The organism is Stakelama saccharophila (assembly GCF_032229225.1).
GTDB classification, from domain to species: domain Bacteria; phylum Pseudomonadota; class Alphaproteobacteria; order Sphingomonadales; family Sphingomonadaceae; genus Sphingomonas; species Sphingomonas saccharophila.
In genome coordinates, this window is the sequence record NZ_CP135076.1 from 2,064,302 (window position 1) to 2,083,903 (window position 19,602).

Consider the following 19,602-nt stretch of genomic DNA (forward strand, 5'->3'; position numbering starts at 1 on the left):
GCAAATGGCCGGGGGAGCCTTCCCTTCGGCTACGTGTTAGAACTGATACAGCCGACGATTCCGTTCAACAGCGCGGACCCACCGGCATCAGGAGGATTTTGATGTTCAATCGCCGACCTTTTCGTTTTCGCAAGGCGCTGATCGGGACCGCGCTTGCCGGCGCGTTGCTGGTCACCGGCTGCACCTCGCCGACGCCTTATCGGCCTGCGACCGGCTACGGTGCCAATGCGACCGGCTATACCGACCAGCGGATCGAGCCCGACCGCTATATGGTCAGTTTCCAGGGCAACAGTGCCACCGCACGTGAGACGGTGGAACGCTATCTGCTCTATCGCGCGGCGCAGCTCACCCTGGAACAGGGCTATGACTATTTCGTGCTCGCCCACCGCGACACCGACAAGCAGACCCGGACCTATGCCACCGGCGATCCGTTCGGCGGACCGTTCGGATATGGTGGCTGGAACCCCTATTGGCGGTATTATTCGCCCTATTACGGCTGGGGCGGCTGGGGTCCCTATGGCGACCCGTTCTGGGGCGGCCGCGACATCGACGTCCGCACCATCGACAAGTACCAGGCGATGGCGGAAATCGTTCTCGGCCGGGGCGAAAAGCCCAAGGACAATGTCCGGGCCTTCGACGCCCGCGCCGTGATCGACAATCTCGGCCCGACGGTGCGGCCGCCCGAGCGCGGCTGATCTGCCCCGACTGCTTGAAAGGCCCTCTTCCGCACCACCGCGGAAGAGGGCCTTTTCATGTCGGCACCGGTTCGGGCGCGCTATTGCAGCGCGCCGTGACAATGCTTGTACTTGCGGCCCGAACCGCACGGACACGGCGCATTGCGGCTGACCTGTCCCTTCCACGCTTCCGGATCGTCGCCGGCCGGCGTGTTCCGGGCCGGCTGCGGCGTCTGGAAAGGCGGCTGCGGCGATGCACCGGCCGGCCCCGAGCCGGCGACACCGGCGGCGTCCACATCGTTGGTATCGTCCTCGCCGGTCAGCGGGTCGAAGTGCGAGGTGATGAAGTCCGGCACTTCCGGCAGCGGCGGCGGGGCCATGTTGAATTCGGCAAAGGCCAGCACCTTCGTCACATCCTCGCGAATGCTCGCCAGCATCCGTTCGAACAGGGCGAAGGCTTCCTGCTTATATTCGTTGATCGGCGTCTTCTGCGCATAGGCGCGCAGATGGATGATCGAGCGCAGCGCGTCGAGCATCGCCAGATGCTCCTTCCAGTGATGATCGAGATTCTGCAGCAGAATCGACTTTTCGATCTGGCGCCAGGTCTTCTCGTCCTCGATCTCGCCGCGCTTGCGCGCCACGACGGCGTCCGCCGCCTCCCGGACACGTTCCTCGACCACCTCGGGATCGATGCCGTCCTCGTCCTCGATCCAGGAATCGATGGGAACCTCGATATTGAGGATCTCCTGCGCCCGTTCCTTCAGCCCCTGCGTATCCCATTGCTCGGGATAGGTGCCGGGCGGGCAGGTTTCGGCGACGATGGTGTTCACCGTCTCGAAACGCATGTCCTCGACCACGTCCTCGACCGTGTCGGCGTCCATGATGTCGGAGCGCTGCTCGTAGATCACCTTGCGCTGGTCGTTCATGACGTCATCATATTCGACCACCTGCTTGCGGATGTCGTAATTGCGCGCCTCGACCTTCTTCTGCGCGGTCTCGATCGCCTTGGTCAGCCAGCGTGACGACGGCATCGCCTCGCCATCGGCGAGGTTGGAGCGCATCATCTTGGCGAACATCGTGTCGGGCCCGAAGATGCGCAGCAGATCGTCGTCCAGACTCAGGTAGAAGCGGCTGAGGCCCGGATCGCCCTGACGGCCCGAACGCCCGCGAAGCTGGTTGTCGATGCGGCGGCTTTCATGCCGTTCGGTGCCGAGCACGAACAGGCCGCCGGCATCCAGAACACGCTGCTTTTCCGCCTCGATCCCCTGCTTGATGCGCTCGATCGCGGCATCGCGTTCGGGACCTTCGGCCATGTCGGAAAGTTCGTCGTTGATACGGAAATCGAGATTGCCGCCGAGCTGGATATCGGTGCCGCGACCGGCCATGTTGGTGGCGATCGTCACCGCGCCGGCACGCCCGGCCTGGGCGACGATATGCGCCTCCATCTCGTGATAGCGGGCGTTCAGGACCTTGTGCGGCACCTTTTCCTTCTTGAGAAATTCGGACAGCAGTTCCGACTTCTCGATCGAGACGGTGCCGACCAGGACCGGCTGCCCCTTTTCGGCATGTTCCTTGATCGTCCGGGCGATCCCGAGAAACTTGTCCTCCAGCGACTTGTAGAAGATGTCGTCGTCGTCGATGCGCTGGATCGGCACGTTGGTCGGGATCGTGACCACGTTCATCTTGTAGATGTCGAAGAATTCCGCCGCCTCGGTCGCCGCCGTGCCGGTCATGCCCGAAAGTTTCGGGTACATGCGGAAATAGTTCTGGAAGGTGATCGAGGCGAGCGTCTGATTCTCCGGCTCGATCTTCACGCCCTCCTTGGCCTCTACCGCCTGGTGCAGACCGTCGGACCAGCGCCGCCCCTCCATCATGCGGCCGGTGAATTCGTCGATGATGACGATCTTGCCTTCCTTGATCAGGTAATCGACATCGCGCTTGAACATCTTGTTCGCGCGCAGCGCCTGATTGACGTGATGGACGACCTGCGTGTTCTCGAAATCGTAGAGGTTCGATCCTTCGAGCAGGCCCGCCGCCTCCAGCGCGCGCTCGACCTTTTCGGTGCCGTCTTCGGTCAGGATGATCGACTTCTGCTTCTCATCCATCTCGTAATCGTCGTCGCCCAGCTCCTTCACGATGGCGTTCACGCTTATATAGAGTTCGGAGCGGTCATCGGTCGGGCCGGAGATGATGAGCGGCGTCCGCGCCTCGTCGATCAGGATCGAATCGACTTCATCGAGGATGGCGAAGGAGAAGGGGCGCTGCACCATCGATTCGCGCTCCATCTTCATATTGTCGCGAAGATAGTCGAAGCCGAATTCGTTGTTGGTGCCGTAGGTGATGTCCGAATTATACGCATCGCGGCGCTGCTGATCGGTGAGATCGGGCACGATCACCCCCACCGTCATGCCGAGAAAACGATAGACCTGCCCCATCCATTCCGCGTCGCGGGCGGCGAGATAGTCGTTCACGGTGATGACGTGCACGCCGGATTCGTCGAGCGCGTTGAGATAGACGGCGAGCGTGGCGACCAGCGTCTTGCCCTCGCCGGTGCGCATCTCGGCAATCTCGCCGCGGTGAAGCACGATGCCGCCGATCATCTGCACATCGAAGTGGCGCATGCCGAGCACGCGGACCGACGCCTCGCGCACGGTGGCGAAGGCTTCCGGCAGAATGTCGTCGAGCGTCTCCTTCCGGCCCAGCCGCTCGCGGAAGCGAACCGTTTGCTGCGAGAGTTCCTCGTCACTCATCGCCTGCATCTGCGGTTCGAGGTCGTTGATCTTCTGAACGATCGGTCGCAGCGACTTGACGTAGCGATCGTTGGAGGAGCCGAAGAGGGATTTGGCAAGTCCGCCGAGCATGAAATTATCCTGTACGTCTGATGGATGAGCGCGAGCGCGCCCTGGCGGCGCGGCTGCGCGAGAGAATGGCGAGGGAACGGGCGCGTCGGTAGCGCCCGGCAACCCTATTCCAGGCGGCGCTGATCGATACCGGACGGCAGGCGCAACAGCGGCGCCCGCGCCGGGACGAGCGGATCGGCGCGCAGCGAAAGGCGGCGCGGCGTCGGCTGTATCAGGCCGCGATGCGCGGGCGCCACCGCGCGCACATCGGCAAGCACGGTGACGACCGAGGCCAGCCCGGCCCGTTCGATCCGCGTCGGCTGTGCCGTGCGCTCGGCCGCGGCCGCGCCGGAAAGGCCGGTCAGCAACGCGGTAAGGAACAGGAGCAAGCGCAAGATCGATCTTTCCGGCTGAGCGACAGGTCCGGCGCGAGGCCGGGCCGCGTCCGACATAGTAACGCGAAGCCCGTTCGTCTAATCAAAAGCACATTACGGCGCGACCCGCCCCATGGCGGCAAACCCTGCCCCGCGGCGAAGACGCCGAACCGGCCGCCAAGCCCCGCGCGAAACCGCCAAAGGTCGCACAGAGTCGCACCTCAACGGGCCCGCGCGCGCACGCGGGCGTATGCGGGCGTGCGCGATATTATACTCACGGTTTGAAAGCGCCGTGTTCGCCATGGCACGGCGGCTGGGGTGTAGGAAAGCGTTTTCTGTTCATGCTACGTTCCTTTCCGCGCGGCAAGGACGCGGCGGTGCCGCGGCCGGAGAAAGCGCGCACGGACCGTTTGCCTGAACGGTGCGGCCCGGTATAGCCGCGGCCATGTCCAGCCAACGATCGCCGCTCGCGCCCCAGGCCTTTCCCGATCTGCCCGCCATCGGCGGCGTGACGCTGCGAATCGCGCGCGCCGGGTACAAGGACTGGGACCGGTGCGACCTGACGCTCGCGACGCTTTCCCCCGACACCGCCGTTGCCGGCGTGACGACGCAGAGCCGGTGCCCCTCGCCCGAGGTCGAATGGTGCCGCAAGGCGCTGGTGCTGGGCCAGGCCCGCGCACTGGTCGTCAATGCCGGCAACGCCAACGCCTTCACCGGCCGGCACGGACGCGAGGCGGTGGAGACGATCACCGCCGCCGTGGCACGCGAAATCGGTTGCGCCCCATCGGACGTCTTCGTCGCCTCGACCGGGGTCATCGGGGTGCCGCTGCCGACCGACAAGGCCGAAGCGGGCCTCGCCGCCGCCTTCAGCGCCGACCCGTGCGGCTGGGAGGAGGCGGCGGCGACGATCATGACCACCGACACCTTCGCCAAGGCGGCGCATGCCAGCGCCGTCGTCGGCGGGCAGCGCGTCGAGCTGGTGGGGATCGTCAAGGGGTCGGGCATGATCGCGCCCGACATGGCGACCATGCTGGGCTTCATCTTCACCGACGCCGCGGTGGAGGCGGAATTCCTGCAGGCAGCCCTGCGCAGCGCCAATGCGGAGAGCTTTTCCTGCATAACCGTGGACAGCGACACCTCCACCAGCGACACGGTGCTGGCATTCGCGACCGGCGCGGCGGGCAACCGGCCGCTATCGTCGGAGGACGACGACGGCGCCGACGCGTTCGCCGCGGCACTCGCCGACCTGTGCCGCCAGCTCGCCCATCTGGTGGTGCGCGACGGCGAAGGCGCGAGCAAGTTCATCACGGTGGCGGTGGAGGGCGCCGAAAGCGACGCGAGCGCGCACCGGATCGCCCTGTCGATCGCCAATTCGCCGCTGGTGAAGACGGCGATCGCCGGCGAGGATGCCAATTGGGGCCGGGTGGTGATGGCGGTGGGCAAGGCGGGCGAGCCGGCCGAGCGCGACAGATTGTCGATCCGGTTCGGCGCGACGCAGGTGGCGCGCGACGGCCTGGCCGTACCGGATTACGACGAAACGCCGGTCGCGGCGCATCTGAAGGACGCCGAGGTCGAAATCGGCGTGGACCTGGGGCTGGGCGACGGCCGCGCGACGGTCTGGACCTGCGACCTGACGCACGGATATATCGCGATCAACGCCGACTATCGGAGCTGAAGCCGGTCGGGGCCTGCGATGCCGGTGATGCGTTCGACCGGCCTTGGATGCCATCTGCCTCCACATTCCTTGAGATCGGGGAAAGAGCAGCCCTGTTCGACTGCCTGCAAAGGCAAGCGCTCAGGACGGCCCTTCGACGGGCTCAGGGCAAACGGGAATGGGGCTCCTATCGGGGAGTGCTCGCCAGGCTTGCGGCTCGACCAGGTTTGCGGCTCGGCACGCTTGCGGCGACGGGCGGTTCATGCCGCCGTCCGGTTGCCGACGCCCCACTCCGCCATCCGACGGATCGGCAGGCCGCTGCGGCGTCGGCAACTCGGTGCGAATGCGGATGCCGGCTGAACGGGGCCATCCGCATTCGCCTCAAAGCTCGCTTTCGAGCCATGCCTTGAGCTGGCTCTTGGGTTCGGCGCCGACCTTGGTGGCGGCGATCTGGCCGTCCTTGAACAGGATCATGGTGGGAATGCCGCGCACGCCGTATTTGCCGGGTGCTTCCGGGTTTTCGTCGATGTTGATCTTGGTGATCGTCACCCGGTCGCCCAGTTCGTCCGAAATCTCTTCCAGCGCGGGGCCGATCATCTTGCACGGGCCGCACCATTCGGCCCAGAAATCGACCAGCACCGGCGTGCCGGCATTGATGACGTCGCTTTCGAAGCTGTCGTCGGTAATCGGCTTGGTCGCCATATTCTGTTCTCCTGCTGTCGGCATGGTAGGTATGAACGCGCGAGCCGCGGCTCAAGCGTCATCTCGCAAGCTTTCCTGCGCCGGCCCATAGCCCGGCTTGTGCGGGCCCAGCAATCGGTCGGGCAGATCGAACAGGACCGGCCCGGCGGTATAGAGCAGCGCCGCCTCGATCCGGCGGCCGGGAAAGATGACGCCGAGCGCGGCGGAATAAGCGGCCATCTGTCGCAGGTGATATTCGGGCAGCGCGTCGAGCGACCCCGGCACGCGGCGGCCGGTCTTGAAATCGACGACGCGGACATGGCCGTCGGTGACGAGCAGGCGGTCGACCGTGCCGGATATGACCTCCCCCGCGACCACGGCGACGATCGGCGCCTCGGCCAGCGAGCCGGGGCCGAACAGATCGGCGAAGCGGGGATCGTCGATGATAGCGAGCGCATCGTCGGCGACGGCTTCGCGCCGGTCCGCTTCGGCGATGCCCTGCGCCCCCTCCAGCCAGCGCAGGGCCGCCGCTCGGCGATCCTGCGCAGGGATGGCGGGCAGACGCTCGAACAGGGCGTGGAGAAGCCGCCCGCGCTCGGCCGCGTCGCGCATGGCGGGCGCCGGCGGCGGATCGGCCACCGCGTCCTCGCCCAGCGCCGAGGGCGCCAGCGGGCGCGGCGGCTTCGCCTCGGCCGGCGCGGCGCGGCGAATCCACTCCGGAAGCGCCGCCGCGGCCGAGGGTTCGCCCCGCCCCGCCGGCGCCGCCGCGACCGGGCGCTGCGGCACGAGGCCGGTGAAGACGCGCGGCGCCGCCGCCTCTGCCGCCGGCACGCCCAGCGCATCGAATGCCGAACGGGCGACGGCATACCAGCTCGCCTCCGGCACCTCTCCCTTGCTGGCCGGGCCGAGGGCGCCGGCGACGACCAGCCGTTCCTCCGCGCGCGTCGCGGCGACGTAGAAGAGGCGCCAATGTTCCTCCAACTCGCGCCGGTCGGCATCGGCCAGCGCGGCGTCGAGCGAGCCGCCGCGTTCCCCGGCGCGCGGGCGGAAGATCGGCAGGCGCACCTCGCCGCCCTCCTCCGGCTTCCAGGACAGGATGTCGCGCCGATTGCGCGTCGGGTCGACCGTGGCGTCGGCGAGGATGACGAACGGCGCCTGCAGCCCCTTGGCGCCGTGGGCGGTCATCACCCGCACGGCATCGCGCGGCTGCGACGGATCGCGCACGATCTCCACCTCGCCCCGATCGAACCAGTCGAGGAATCGTTGCAGCGAAGGGGTGGCCAGCCGCTCGAAATCGAGCGCGGCGTTGAGCAGTTCCGCGATCGGATCGCGCGCTTCGGCGCCCAGGCGGGCGATCAGCCTGCGCCGGCCATCGAGCGGGCCGGACAATATCCCTTCGAGGAACCGATAGGGCGTGGTGAGATCGGCGCGGCGCAGAAGATCGTATAGCGGCTCCAGCCGGTCCGGCGCGCAGCTTTCGCGCAAGTGCCGCCAAAGGCTGTGATGCTCTCGGCGGGCGGCGTGCATGAGATCGTCCTGCGACCAGCCGATGAGCGGCGAGACGAGCAGGCTCGCCAGCGAGAGATCGTCGTCGGGCTGGAGCACGAAGCGCACGGCCGCGAGCAGATCCTGCACCGCGAGCGGAGCGTTCAGGCGAAGGCGATCGACGCCGGCGACCGGCACCCCCTCGGCATAGAGGCGCGCGACCAGCAGCGACGCCAGGTCGCCGCGCCGCTTGACCAGGATCATCACATCCTCGGGTCGGAGCGAACGGCCCCGGCTTTCCAGGCGCTCGCCGGCGTCGATCCACGCCTTTACCTGGCGGGCGATGTCGGCCGCCTGCCGGCGTACGGCATCGTCGATCCAGTCCTCCTCGTCCGCGTCGCCGCCTTCGACGACCGGCGGCCAGAGTTCGACCCGGCCCGGCCCCTTCACCTCGCTGGCATGGCCGGCGGCGTCGCCATGTTCGCCCATGCCGGGAGCGGGAAGCAGGGCGATGGCGCGGTCGACGAAATCCAGCACCGGACGTGTCGAGCGATAGCTGGCGGACAGCGACATGGTGTCCAGCGGCCGCGCCTCCGCATCCGGCGGCGGATCGCCGGCAAGGCGTTCGAAATGGCGGTGGGCGAGGCGAAAATAGAGCGGGTCCGTGCCCTGGAAACCGAAAATGGCCTGCTTGTAGTCGCCGACGGTGAACAGCGTGCGCAGCGCGCCGGCCGACGCCCCTTCCCCGGCGAAGAATTCGTCGGCGATGGCGCGGACGATGCGCCACTGGTCCCAATTGGTGTCCTGCGCCTCGTCGATCAGCACATGCTGGGTCGCCTGATCGAGCTTGAAGCGCACCCAGTCGCCCATGCCGGGCTGGAGCAGCAGGTCGAGCGCGCGCTGGATCAGGTCGTCGAAATCGACCGCGCCGGCTTGGCGCTTGGCGCGGGCATATTCGCGGGCATAAGCGCGGCCCGCGTCGAGTGCGGCGGCGAGCAGATCGGCATAGGCGCCGCGCGCGCGCATCGCCAGCAGCCCGGCGCAGCGCTCGTGCATCGCCGCGACCGCATCGCCGTATCCGGCCTCCTGCGGCGCCTGGCCCTTACCGACCGAGCGCATCGCGCCGTCGGCGCGCGCCCAGATGTCGTGCAGCTTGGCCAAGTCGCGGGCACGCGCCTCCGGCCCTGCCGCCAGCCATGCCGCGGCGATATCGGCGCGCGCCAGGCCCTTGGCCGTGTTCCAGTCGGCGTTCCAGGCCGCGATCCGGCGCAGCGCTTCGACATCGAAGGCATCGTCGGCGCAAGCGCGAACCAGTTCGGCTTCGATCTCTCCGGACGGCAGGTCGAGCGCGCGGCGGAGATAGGGGGCAATCCCCTCCGGCAGCGCCTCCAGCATGCGCAGCGAGCGCGCGCAGGCATGGAGGAACGCCTCCGCCTGCCCCTCGCCCAGCCGCAGGCTGAGGGCGCCGATCGCTTCGGCATGGCGCGTGCCGCCATCGGCCGCTTCCTGCGCCAGCATCGCCGCCAGCGCCTCGCGCGCCATGACGCTTTCCTCCCGCGCCTCCAGCGGCCGAAAGCCCGGCACCAGTTCCGCCTCCATCGGGAAGGCGGCGAGCAGGGTCTGGCAGAAGCTGTGGATCGTCTGGATGCGGATGCCGCCGCCGGGCGCATCGAGCACGCGGGCGAACAGCGTGCGGGCGCGGGCGAGCAGGTCCGCATCGTTCGCATCCTCGCCCAGCGCGAACAGGTCCTTGCGCAGATCGGCTTCCGGCAGGCGTACCCAGCGCGCGAGCCGGGCGCTGATCCGCGACGCCATTTCCGCCGCGCCCGCCTTGGTGAAGGTGAGGCACAGGATGGCGCCCGGATCGACGCCGCGCAGCAGCAGGCGATAGACGCGCGCGGTGAGCACCTGCGTCTTGCCGGTGCCGGCCGACGCCGACAGCCAGACATGGCGATCGGGATCGCTGGCATCACGCTGGGTTCCCGCCAGCCGCGGCAGGGCGCCGGTGCTATTGCCGCTCACGGCCATACCATTCGTCGCGGCGCATCAACTGGTCGTAATCCGCATAGGGCGCATATTCGGGGTGAAGCTTGGCGGTGAAGGGGTCGCCGCCGGTCAGATATTTCGCCGCCTCCGCCCGGAAATTGTCGGCGGCGATGGCGACGAAATCCTCCGCCGGAATGGGCTCGCGCTTCTTCGGATCGACTGGCGATTCGATATAGCCGAAGCCGCCGTCGCGGTTGCGCGAAAGCGACCAGTATTCGAAGGCGGTCGCGGTGCCGGATACACCTTCAAACCCACCGCGCTCCGCGATAAGGCCCAACAGGCCGAGTTGCAGGCTGAAGCCGGCGCGCACCGCCTTCGCCGAGGGCGGCTTGCCGGTCTTGTAGTCGATGATCGCCAGCGTGCCGTCGGCGAGCCGGTCGATCCGGTCATAGGTGCCGGAAAGATCGACGCCGGAAACGGTGATCCCGCCCTTGCGCTCCACATCCACGACGGCGCGGCCGGCGCGTTGCTGCTCCGCGATGGTGGCGGCGATCCAGTCCACCGCCTCCATCAGCCGCGGCGCCCAGAGCGCGCGCATCAGGGGATGCGCCTCCGCCAGCATCGCCTGCGCGCGGGCGTGCAGCCGGTCGGGCGCGCAATCGTCGCGCCTGGCCCATGCCTCCAGCACGCGGTGCACCTCGGTCCCGCGCCAGGCCGGGCCGGCATCGGCATCGACGGCGTCGAGCGGCAGCAGGCGCAGCATGCGCCGGGCATAAAAGGCATAGGGGTCGGCCTTGAGACGATCGACCTCCGTCACCGAGATCCGGCGCGGGCGTTCACCGACCGGCGGGCACGGCGCGGGGCGTTCGGCCGGACGGTAGTCGCCCGGATCGTCGATCGCCTGCGCCCAGGCGAGCAGGTCCGCGGCCGGTTTCAGCCCGCCGGACAGCGCCTCCAGCCGCAGCCAGAAACGCGAGGCGATCGTCGGCGCCGACGAATCGCGCCGGGCGCGGGTCAGCAGGACATCGGGCGCGCCCAGCGCCCCGGCGAAATCATGGGCGGCAAGACCGATGCGGCGCTCCAGCCCCGGCAGGCCGAGTTCGGCCCGGATACGCGGCGCCAGCCACGGATCGGGCGCCGGCAGTCCCGGCCAGACACCTTCGTTCAGGCCGCCGAGGATCATCAGATCGGCGGATTGCAGCCGCGCCTCCAGCAAGCCGTAGATGGCGAGCCGGGGATGCCCGCCCTGCGGCGGCCGCACCGCGATCTCGTCCATCAGCGTGCGCAGCATGGGCGCGACCGACCCGCCCTCCACCCGTTCCGGGCCGAGCGCGGCGTCGCGCTCCATCCGTTCGAGCAGGTCCGCGGCGGCCCGCCCCTCCGGCCGCGACCAGACGGCGTCGCCGCACAGCCGCTGTGCCGCCTCGCGAAGGGCGGCGACGAACACCGGCAGCGCGCGCGCACCGCCAGCGAAGGCATCGGCCAGCGGCGCGAGCGCGGGACCGATCCGTTGCCAGGCGGAAAGGCCTGCGCGCCGCACCTGCGCATCGCGCACGTCTTCGGCGGCGAGATGCGCCTCCATCCCCGCCAGCCCGCCGGCCGGCCGCGGGCCGCGCAGGGCGAGATCGAGCCGCCGGACATCGTCCAGCCAGGCGGTGCGCCCCTCACCCGCCTGCACCAGCGGATGCTTCAGCAACGCCAGCAGCGGTGTCGGCGCGAAATCCTGCGCCGCGGCATCGGCCAGGGCCAGTAGCAGCGTGCCCGGCGGCAGCAGCGACAAGGGCTGGCCGGCGGTATCGTCGACCGCGATGCCCCAGCGCGCACAATGCACCGCCACGCGGCGGGCGAGCGCGCGGTCGGGTGTCACCAGCGCAGCCGTCCTGCCCGGTTCCTCCAGCGCCTGGCGCAGCGCGATGGCGATGGCCTGCGCCTCCTCCTCGGGAATGGCGGCGTCGAGAATGCGGACGCCCGCCAGGCTGCGCTCGCCGGGCGGCAGACCGGTCCAGTCATGCGTGAATTGCGGCGGCGCCATCGCATTGGCGATCGCCCGGCTGCGCGCCGGCGCGGCGTCGTGCTCGCCACCGCCGCGCCACATCGAGACCTCGCCGCGATTGACGCCCATGCGGTCCAGCAGCAGCTTCAGATGGAATTGCGGGTGCGTCTCGACCGCGCGCCGGCGCCGACCGGTCTCGGGATCGGGTTCGTGCGGACCCAGCGCATCCCACTGCGCATCCGGCATTGTCGTGGCGAGCCCCGGCAGCAGCACCATGCCCTGCGGCAGGTCGGCGACGACGCGCAACAGCCGGGCAACGGCCGGGGCCGCCGTGGTGATGCCGGCGGCGCAGACGAAGGATGGCGGCGGCGCGGCGCGCCAGGCCCTGCCGACCCGGTCGAGCAGCCGGCGGCGGCGGTCGGCAAGGTCGATCCGTCCCAGCCTCGCCAGCTCCTCCGGCCAGCGATCGAGCACGAGTTCGAACAGCGACAGCGAGCGACGCCAATGCTGCGACAGCAGATCGTCGAGTTCGAGGGTGCGCAGGGCGGCCGGATCGACCTCTTCGACCAGCAACTGATCGAGCGTGCGCGCCAGGTCGCCGGCGAGGCGCACCGCCTCCGCCGCGTCGATCGGCGCGCCGGCGCGCGCGCGTTCCTCGCCGACCAGGCGGGCCAGGATCAGGCGCCGCTGCAACGGATCGACCGCCGGCGGAATCGGCTCGGCACCACCCGCGGGATCGACCAGCGGTCCCGCCGCCTCATCCAGTTCGGGATCGCCGATCGCCACCAGCCGCGGCAAGAGCAGACCGCCGTCCGCCCGCCGCACGAACGCATCGGTGATCGCCTGCCGCGCGCGGTTGTTGGGGACGAGGATGACAGCGCGGGCGAAGGCCAGATGATCCTTGCCGTAGCGCCGCAGCAGCCCTGCGGCCAGCGCGTCGGCGAACGCCCGGTGCGGCGGGATGCTGTAGACGAGCGGACGGTTCCGCTCAGCCATCGGCGAGCGCCGCCTCCGTCGCCCCGATCGCCTGCGGCGTGCCGACGTCGAACCACAGCCCGTCATGGACGACGCCGTAGGCCCGCCCGGCCTCGATCGCGCGCTCCCAGAACAGCATGGTGGAAAACGGCCCTTCCGGCCAATCCCGGATCAGGCGCGGCGACAGCATCTGAACGCCGGTAAAGACGAAGGGTGCGAGCCGCCCCGGCGATCGCCGGCTGGTGATGCGCCCCTGCGCATCGACGTGGAAATCGCCCTGGCCGCCATGATTGTGCGCGTCCGCCAGCGGCACCAGCAAGAGCAGCGCATCCATCCGCGCATCGTCCCATTGCGCGGCGAGCGTGCGGATCGCGTCGGTGGGGCCGTCCACCCACAAATTGTCGCTGTTGACGCACAGGAACGGTTTGTCGCCGATCAGGTCGCGGGCCTGCACCAGGCCGCCGCCGGTTTCCATCAGTCGCGCCCGCTCGTCCGACAGCACGACCTCGATATCCTCGACCCGGCGCGTGACATGCGCCTCCAGCGCATCGGCGAGATAATGGACGTTGACGACCGCGCGCTTCACGCCCGCTGTGCGCAGGCGATCGAAGACATGGTCGATCAGCGGCTTGCCGGCGACCTTGATCAGCGGCTTTGGCCGGGTGGCCGTCAGCGGCCGCATCCGCTTGCCCAGCCCCGCGGCCATGATCATCGCCGTTTCGGGCACCGCGGCGCCGGGCCGCGGTCGGATCGCGAGCGTTTTTCCGGTCTTCATTGCGCCGCAAGCTCCATCGGATCGCCGCGCCGGCCGCGCGGCACGTTGGCATCGAACCATCGCCGCACGGGCGCGAGCGCGGGATCGGCGAGATCCCGCTCCAGATACCGCCAGACCCGGGGGCACATGCCGGCATAACGCGGCTTCCCGTCGCGTTTCCAAAGCCGCGTGAAGATGCCGACGATCTTCGCATTCCGCTGTGCGCCGAGGACGTGATAGGCGGTCGCGAAATCGGAACCGGCGCCGGTCGTGCGGCAGTAGCGGTCCAGCATCGCCGCCTCCAGCTCGGCCGGGACATCGCGCCGGGCGTCCTGGAGAAGCGAAACGAGATCGTAGGCCGGATGGCCGGCCAGCGCATCCTGGAAATCGAGCAGGCCGAGATGATCGCTGCCGTCGATCAGCATGATGTTTTCGGCGTGATAATCCCGCAGAACCGTTACCGGCGCGCTGTCGGTGACGCAGCGCAGCACCTGTCGCCACGCCGCGCGGTAGCCCTCCGAATCCACCGTGAGGCCGACCGCCGGGCAATACCATTCGGTGAACAGGTCCGCCTCGCGCAGATATTCGGGTTCATCATAAGCGCGCACCGGCGCGGCATCATGGCGGTGCAGGCGGATCAGCAGGTCGACGGCCGCGCCGTAGAGGCGCAATTCGCTTTCCGGTGCGCCGTCCACCGTCTCTCGCATGCGCGAATCGCCGAAATCCTCCAGCAGGACGAACCCGTTCTCCAGATCGTCGGCGATGATTTCCGGCGCGGCGAAACCGCGCTCCGTCAGCCAGCGGGCGATCGCCAGGAAGGGCCGCGGGTCCTCCTGCGGCGGCGGCGCATCCATCAGGATCGCGCTGCGCCCCGGCGCGACGATGCGGAAATAGCGGCGGAAGGACGCATCGCCGGCAAGCGGCAGGACGTCGCCGTCTTCCCAGCCGGCTCGGGCGAGGAAGGCCCCGGCGGCGGCGGGCGGATTCATGTCGACGGCCATCGGTCCTTCCATGCCGCCGGCACTCGCGCTGTCAAGGTTCGCGTGCCGTCGGCGTTCATTTCCAGCGCCAGCCACAAGGCGTCGTGCCAGGCCCCCTCGCCCAGCCGCTCGGGCCATTCGACGACGAGCAGCGAATCCGCGCGCGCATCGTCCAGGCCCAGTTCCCCGGCCTCCTCCGGCGCCTCGATCCGGTACAGATCGACATGCAGCACGGGCAGCCGCACCTCCGGCGGGTCATAGGGCTGCACGATGGCGAAGCTGGGCGACGGCGCCTCGCTTTCCAGGCCGAGCGCTTCGAGCAGGCCGCGCGCGATGCTGGTCTTGCCCGCGCCCAGGGGACCGGACAGCGCCACCACATCGCCCGGCCGGACGAGTGCCGCAAGCTCGCGGCCCAGCCGGTGGCTGGCATCGGGGGTGGCGAGGATCATGCGCGCGGCAACTCGATGGTGATGATCGTGCCCTCGCCCGGTTCGGAGACCAGGTCGATCTTGCCGCCATGCGCCTCCGCGAAATGCTTGGCGAGGGGCAGACCGAGGCCCAGCGCGCGCTCACCGTCGCGTGCGATCTCCGGCTGGGCGAACCGTTCGAAGGCGCGCGCGGCCTCGTCGGGCGTAAGGCCGGGGCCGTCGTCGGAGACCACGATCCGCGCATGGGCCTCGTCCCCGTCGACCAGGAGCAATACGCGCCCGCCGCCTTCCAACGTGCCGAGCGAATGGCGCAGGAGATGTTCGACCACCTGGCCGAGCCGGCGCTGATCGCCGATGACAGAGCCGGCCGTCCCGTCGACCTCCAGCGCCAGTTCGACGCCGTTGTCCGTGGCGAGCGGGGCGATGGCGTCCGCCGCCGCGCGGGCGAGCAGTTCGAGATCGACGCGTTCGCGCTCCAGATCGGCATCATCGCCTTCGGTCAGGTCGAGCACGTCGTCGATCAATCCGCCCAGCCGCGTCACCGATGCCAGGATCGCCTCGGTATATTCCGTCCCGCTGTCGCTGAGATCGCCGGCATAGCCGCCGTGCAGCATCTCTGCGAAACCCTTGATCGAGGTGAGCGGCGTGCGAAGTTCGTAGCTCATATTGGCGACGAACGCCGTCTTGACCCGGTCGGCGGCCTCCAGCGCCTCGTTGCGGTCGCGCAGCGCCTGTTCGATCCGCCGGCTGTCGGTGATGTCGAGCATGGTGAACAGCGCATTGCCGTCCGGCAGCGGAACCGCGGTAAATTCGAAATGGCGCCCGTCGGCGAACACCGCGCGGCCGCCGCGCTGCTTGCGTTCGACCGTGGCGGAACGGACGAGCTGGCCGATCAGCGACGCGCGGTCGGGATTGGCGAGCCGCTTCGCCCCCGCTTCCGCCAGCGCATCGACGCGCGGATGGGTGGCGAGCATCTTTTCCTCGAACCCCCAGGTCAGGCGAAACTTGTTGTTCCAGAGCTGGAGACGCCCGTCGGCGGCGAACACACCCAGCGCCTCGAACAGATTGTCGAAGGTCGCGGTGCGCACGCGCAGCAGCGTGTCGCGGGCGCTCGCCAACTGAACCTGCTCGGTACGGTCCTCGAAGATGAGCAGCAGCCCGCCATCCGGCAGCGGTTGCGCGACGACGCGCAGATGGGTGCCGCCGGGCAAGTGCCAGCTTTCCTCGATCTCCGCATCCGGGGCCTGGAACCATTCCCGGCGCTCATCCTTCCAGGTGGGGAAATCGCGGACCTCGGGCATACGCTTCACTTCGCGCATGCGTTCCAGCACGCGGTCGAATTCCGGCCGGTCGGCGAGCCATTCCGGGCGCATCGCGAAGATGCGGCCGAACGGCTGGTTGGAAAAGCGCAGCGTCCGGTCCGGTCCGAACTGCGCCACGCCGGCCGACAGGCGGTCGAGCATCGCGCGCTGCGCCTCGGCGAAACGCTTCAGTCCGCCGCGGGCCTGCTCCAGCTCCTCCACGTCGATCGCGAACCCGGCCGTACCGCCATCGGGCAGCGGGATGTCGTGCACGCGCAGCATGCGCCGGGCCGCGCCGACCGTGGCGGGAACGACGCTGATCTGGGGCTCGCCACTGTCGCGGGCGATCGCGGCGTTGGCGAGCGGACCGCCGAGCCCGGAATCCTCGACCAGTTCGACCTGCTGCGCCACCACGTCCGCCGCATCGCCGGCTTCGACCGCGCGGACATAGGCGCTGTTGACCATCGCCAGCCGGAGATCGGCGCCGCGATACCACATCGGCAGGGGCGCGGCCTCGATCAGCCCGGTCAGCGCATCGAAGGCGCCCTGCAACTGCGCCGCCTCGCCGGCGAAGCGCTCTACCTCGCCCTGCAGTTCCGACGCATCGAAAAACCAGATCAGCGCCCCGCCCGGCGCGTGTAGCCGATCGGGCGCCCGCTCGCCCGTGACGAGCAGCACCCGCGCCGCGCCGCGCGCGCGAACGGTGAGCCGGAACGGCCGTGCCGCCTTTTGCGCCGCGACCACCGCATCGGAAAGCGCCGCGGCGTCGACATCCTCGAGCGCGGCGAGCAGGACGTCCCAGCGATCGGGAGCATCGCCGCCGCCGAGCCAGTCGCCCAGCCGCCGCGAGGTTTCGACCCTGCCGTCACCGCGCACGACCGCGGCAACCGCGGGGGACCGTTCCAGCAGGACATCGCGGCGAAGGCGCATGGCCTGGTCCGCACCGGCGCGGGCACGATCGCGCAGCCCCAGGGCCAGCATGGCGATGCCGGCGAACAGCAGGATCGCAAGCATGCTCCCCGCCCCGACCGCCGCGCCGACCGATAGGGTGATCGTGTCCGTCATCTTGGAAGTCGTGCCCTGCGCTGCGCCATCGCACCGGGTTTAGGCGATCGCGCCGCTCAGCGAAATGCCAGAAGCACCGGCCGGAAGCACCGACGAGAAAAAAGGGCCGGCAAGCCGCCTCCGCCTTCGCGGAACCCATATACGGTGGTATCCTTCTTCATCGTCGGAAGCACAATCCGCAGGCGAAGACAATTCCGCCATATTGCCAATGCTGGCCCGGTCCGAGCACATGAAGAAAAGGCCGCAACCCGGAGGTCGCGGCCTTTTTTTTCTCGATCGGATCAGGCCGATCAGTAGCGGTAGTGGTCCGGCTTGAACGGGCCTTCCTTCGGCACGCCGATATAAGCGGCCTGCTTGTCGGTCAGCTTCTCCAGCTTCACGCCCAGCTTTTCGAGGTGAAGTTCCGCGACCTTTTCGTCGAGATGCTTCGGCAGGACGTACACGTCGTTCTTGTAGTCGCCGTTGTTGTTCCACAGCTCGATCTGCGCCAGCGTCTGGTTGGTGAAGCTGTTCGACATCACGAAGCTGGGATGGCCGGTGGCGCAGCCCAGGTTCACCAGGCGGCCGCGGGCCAGCACGATGATCTTCTTGCCGTCGGGGAATTCGACCTCGTCGACCTGCGGCTTGATCTCGGTCCACTTGTAGTTGGACAGCGCCGAAATCTGGATCTCGCTGTCGAAATGGCCGATGTTGCAGACGATCGACATCGGCTTCATCGCCTTCATGTGCTCGGCGGTGATGACGTCGGCATTGCCGGTGGCGGTGCAGAAGATGTCCGCACGCTTCACGGCCTCGTCCATCGTCACGACCTCGAAGCCCTCCATCGCCGCCTGCAGCGCGCAGATCGGGTCGATCTCCGTCACGAGCACGCGGGCGCCGCCGTTGCGCAGGCTCTGCGCCGAGCCCTTGCCGACATCGCCGAAGCCGGCGACGCAGGCGACCTTGCCGGCCAGCATGACGTCGGTGGCGCGGCGGATGGCGTCGACCAGCGATTCCTTGCAGCCGTACAGATTGTCGAACTTCGACTTGGTGACGCTGTCGTTGACGTTGATCGCCGGGAAGGGAAGCTCGCCCTTCTTGGCGATGGAATAAAGCCGGTGGACGCCGGTGGTGGTCTCTTCCGAGACGCCCTTGATGTTCTCCACCGACCTGGCGAGATAGCCGGGCTTGCGCTTCACGAACGCCTTGAGCGCGCGCTGCATCTCGACCTCTTCCTCATTCTCCGGCTCGGGCAGCGTCTCGCCATTGTCGAGCTTGGCGCCCATCAGCGCGAACATCGTCGCGTCGCCGCCGTCATCGAGGATCATGTTGGCGGTCTGATCGTCGCCCCAGTCGAAAATCTTGCCGACATAGTCCCAGTAATCGGCCGTGCTCTCACCCTTTACGGCGAAGACGGGAATGCCCCGCTCCGCCATCGCGGCGGCGGCATGATCCTGCGTCGAATAGATGTTGCAGGTGGCCCAGCGGACCTGGGCACCCAGCGCCGTCAGCGTCTCGATGAGGACGGCGGTCTGGATGGTCATGTGGAGCGAGCCGGTGATGCGCGCGCCCTTGAGCGGCTGCTGCGCGCCATATTCCTCGCGAACCGACATCAGGCCGGGCATCTCGGTCTCGGCGATCTCGATTTCCTTGCGACCCCAGCCGGCGAGGCTGATATCCTTGATGACGTGATCTGCGCGTTCGGCGACGGTTGCCACTGGTACGATCTCCTGCGTTTTGAAAACCCGTGCAGACGGCCCGCGCGAAACGCGCCCGGCCGCCGGAGCCCCTCACCTAGTGATTCCGCCCGCCGAAATCAAACGCAATATAAAGATTCCTTTATATGCCGGGCGAAGCGATGCGGTCAGGCGTTGCCGGCGCTGTTGGCGAGCAGCCGGGGATCGATGCCGGCATCGGCGAAGGCGCGTTCCCAGCGGCCGTTCGCCTTTACCCGATAGAAAATGTCCGCATCGCCGGGCGTGCTGAACCAGCCGTGCCGGGTCATTTCCTCGTCGAGCTGCCCGGCGCCCCAGCCGGCATAGCCGAGCGCCACCAGCCAGTGTTCCGGGCCGCTGCCCTCGGCAATGGCGCGCAGGATGTCTACCGTCGCGCTCAGGCGCCAGCGGCCGGCCACGTCGATGGTATCCTGCCCGCCCCAATCGGGCGAATGCAGGATGAAGCCGCGGCGCGGTTCCACCGGCCCGCCGAAATGGATCGGCGCATCGGGCGCGACGCCGGGATCGATCTCGAACTGGTCCAAAACGTCGTGCAGGCCCAGCCCGTCGATCGTGTCGCCGACGCCGATGCCGAGCGCCCCGTCCTCGTCATGCGAACAAACGGCGATGACTGCGCGGTCGAAACGCGGATCGCCGATGCCGGGAAGCGCAAGCAGGAACTGGCCCGTCAGATATTTCGTGTTCTCCATGCCTGATC

The 19,602-nt window shown here is 68.6% G+C and carries 13 protein-coding genes; 2 read left to right on the top strand and 11 right to left on the bottom strand.

What is annotated here, in order from left to right; genetic code table 11:
• Positions 1 to 101: 101 nt before the first annotated feature.
• Complete coding sequence (locus RPR59_RS09635) at positions 102 to 695, top strand: CC0125/CC1285 family lipoprotein (RefSeq protein WP_313913470.1); 594 nt, start codon at positions 102 to 104, stop codon at positions 693 to 695.
• Between the two features lie 80 nt (positions 696 to 775).
• Here the strand turns inward: RPR59_RS09635 and secA are convergent, their stop codons facing one another.
• Complete coding sequence (secA, locus tag RPR59_RS09640) at positions 776 to 3,535, bottom strand: preprotein translocase subunit SecA (protein ID WP_313913472.1); 2,760 nt, start codon at positions 3,533 to 3,535, stop codon at positions 776 to 778.
• Positions 3,536 to 3,639: 104 nt separating this feature from the next.
• The gene (locus RPR59_RS09645) at positions 3,640 to 3,909 is read right to left on the bottom strand and encodes a hypothetical protein (RefSeq protein ID WP_313913473.1); all 270 of its coding nucleotides are present in this window, start codon (positions 3,907 to 3,909) and stop codon (positions 3,640 to 3,642) included.
• Between the two features lie 424 nt (positions 3,910 to 4,333).
• Between RPR59_RS09645 and argJ the strand changes: the two genes are divergently transcribed.
• Entirely contained in the window at positions 4,334 to 5,563 is a 1,230-nt protein-coding gene (argJ, locus tag RPR59_RS09650; RefSeq protein ID WP_313913475.1) for a bifunctional glutamate N-acetyltransferase/amino-acid acetyltransferase ArgJ, read from the top strand.
• Between the two features lie 360 nt (positions 5,564 to 5,923).
• On the opposite strand, the gene trxA is transcribed toward argJ, so the two are convergent.
• The 9 genes from trxA to RPR59_RS09695 all read right to left on the bottom strand — a co-directional run bounded on the left by trxA (position 5,924) and on the right by RPR59_RS09695 (position 19,594).
• On the bottom strand, positions 5,924 to 6,244 hold the full coding sequence (gene trxA / locus RPR59_RS09655) for a thioredoxin TrxA (RefSeq protein WP_313913477.1): 321 nt from the start codon (positions 6,242 to 6,244) through the stop codon (positions 5,924 to 5,926).
• A gap of 51 nt (positions 6,245 to 6,295) precedes the next feature.
• The gene (gene addA / locus RPR59_RS09660; RefSeq protein WP_313913479.1) at positions 6,296 to 9,736 is read right to left on the bottom strand and encodes a double-strand break repair helicase AddA; all 3,441 of its coding nucleotides are present in this window, start codon (positions 9,734 to 9,736) and stop codon (positions 6,296 to 6,298) included.
• Positions 9,717 to 12,683, bottom strand: coding sequence for a double-strand break repair protein AddB (addB, locus tag RPR59_RS09665; protein ID WP_313913481.1), 2,967 nt, complete (start codon positions 12,681 to 12,683; stop codon positions 9,717 to 9,719). The genes addA and addB overlap by 20 nt, the downstream gene beginning before the upstream one ends.
• Positions 12,676 to 13,437, bottom strand: a complete 762-nt coding sequence (locus RPR59_RS09670; protein ID WP_313913483.1) for a nucleotidyltransferase family protein — start codon at positions 13,435 to 13,437, stop codon at positions 12,676 to 12,678. Before RPR59_RS09670 ends, addB begins: the two co-directional genes overlap by 8 nt.
• Positions 13,434 to 14,405 carry an aminoglycoside phosphotransferase family protein gene (locus RPR59_RS09675; RefSeq protein ID WP_313918446.1) on the bottom strand — a complete coding sequence of 324 codons (972 nt, stop codon included), beginning with the start codon at positions 14,403 to 14,405 and terminating at the stop codon, positions 13,434 to 13,436. The genes RPR59_RS09670 and RPR59_RS09675 overlap by 4 nt, the downstream gene beginning before the upstream one ends.
• Positions 14,402 to 14,845, bottom strand: a complete 444-nt coding sequence (gene tsaE / locus RPR59_RS09680) for a tRNA (adenosine(37)-N6)-threonylcarbamoyltransferase complex ATPase subunit type 1 TsaE (RefSeq protein WP_313913485.1) — start codon at positions 14,843 to 14,845, stop codon at positions 14,402 to 14,404. Before tsaE ends, RPR59_RS09675 begins: the two co-directional genes overlap by 4 nt.
• Positions 14,842 to 17,190, bottom strand: a complete 2,349-nt coding sequence (locus RPR59_RS09685) for a sensor histidine kinase (RefSeq protein WP_313913488.1) — start codon at positions 17,188 to 17,190, stop codon at positions 14,842 to 14,844. Before RPR59_RS09685 ends, tsaE begins: the two co-directional genes overlap by 4 nt.
• A gap of 290 nt (positions 17,191 to 17,480) precedes the next feature.
• Positions 17,481 to 18,887 (bottom strand): adenosylhomocysteinase, encoded by a 1,407-nt coding sequence (gene ahcY / locus RPR59_RS09690; RefSeq protein ID WP_313913491.1) that lies wholly within the window; start codon positions 18,885 to 18,887, stop codon positions 17,481 to 17,483.
• A 146-nt stretch (positions 18,888 to 19,033) separates the two neighbouring features.
• Positions 19,034 to 19,594 carry a YqgE/AlgH family protein gene (locus RPR59_RS09695; RefSeq protein ID WP_313913493.1) on the bottom strand — a complete coding sequence of 187 codons (561 nt, stop codon included), beginning with the start codon at positions 19,592 to 19,594 and terminating at the stop codon, positions 19,034 to 19,036.
• Between the last annotated feature and the right edge of the window lie 8 nt (positions 19,595 to 19,602).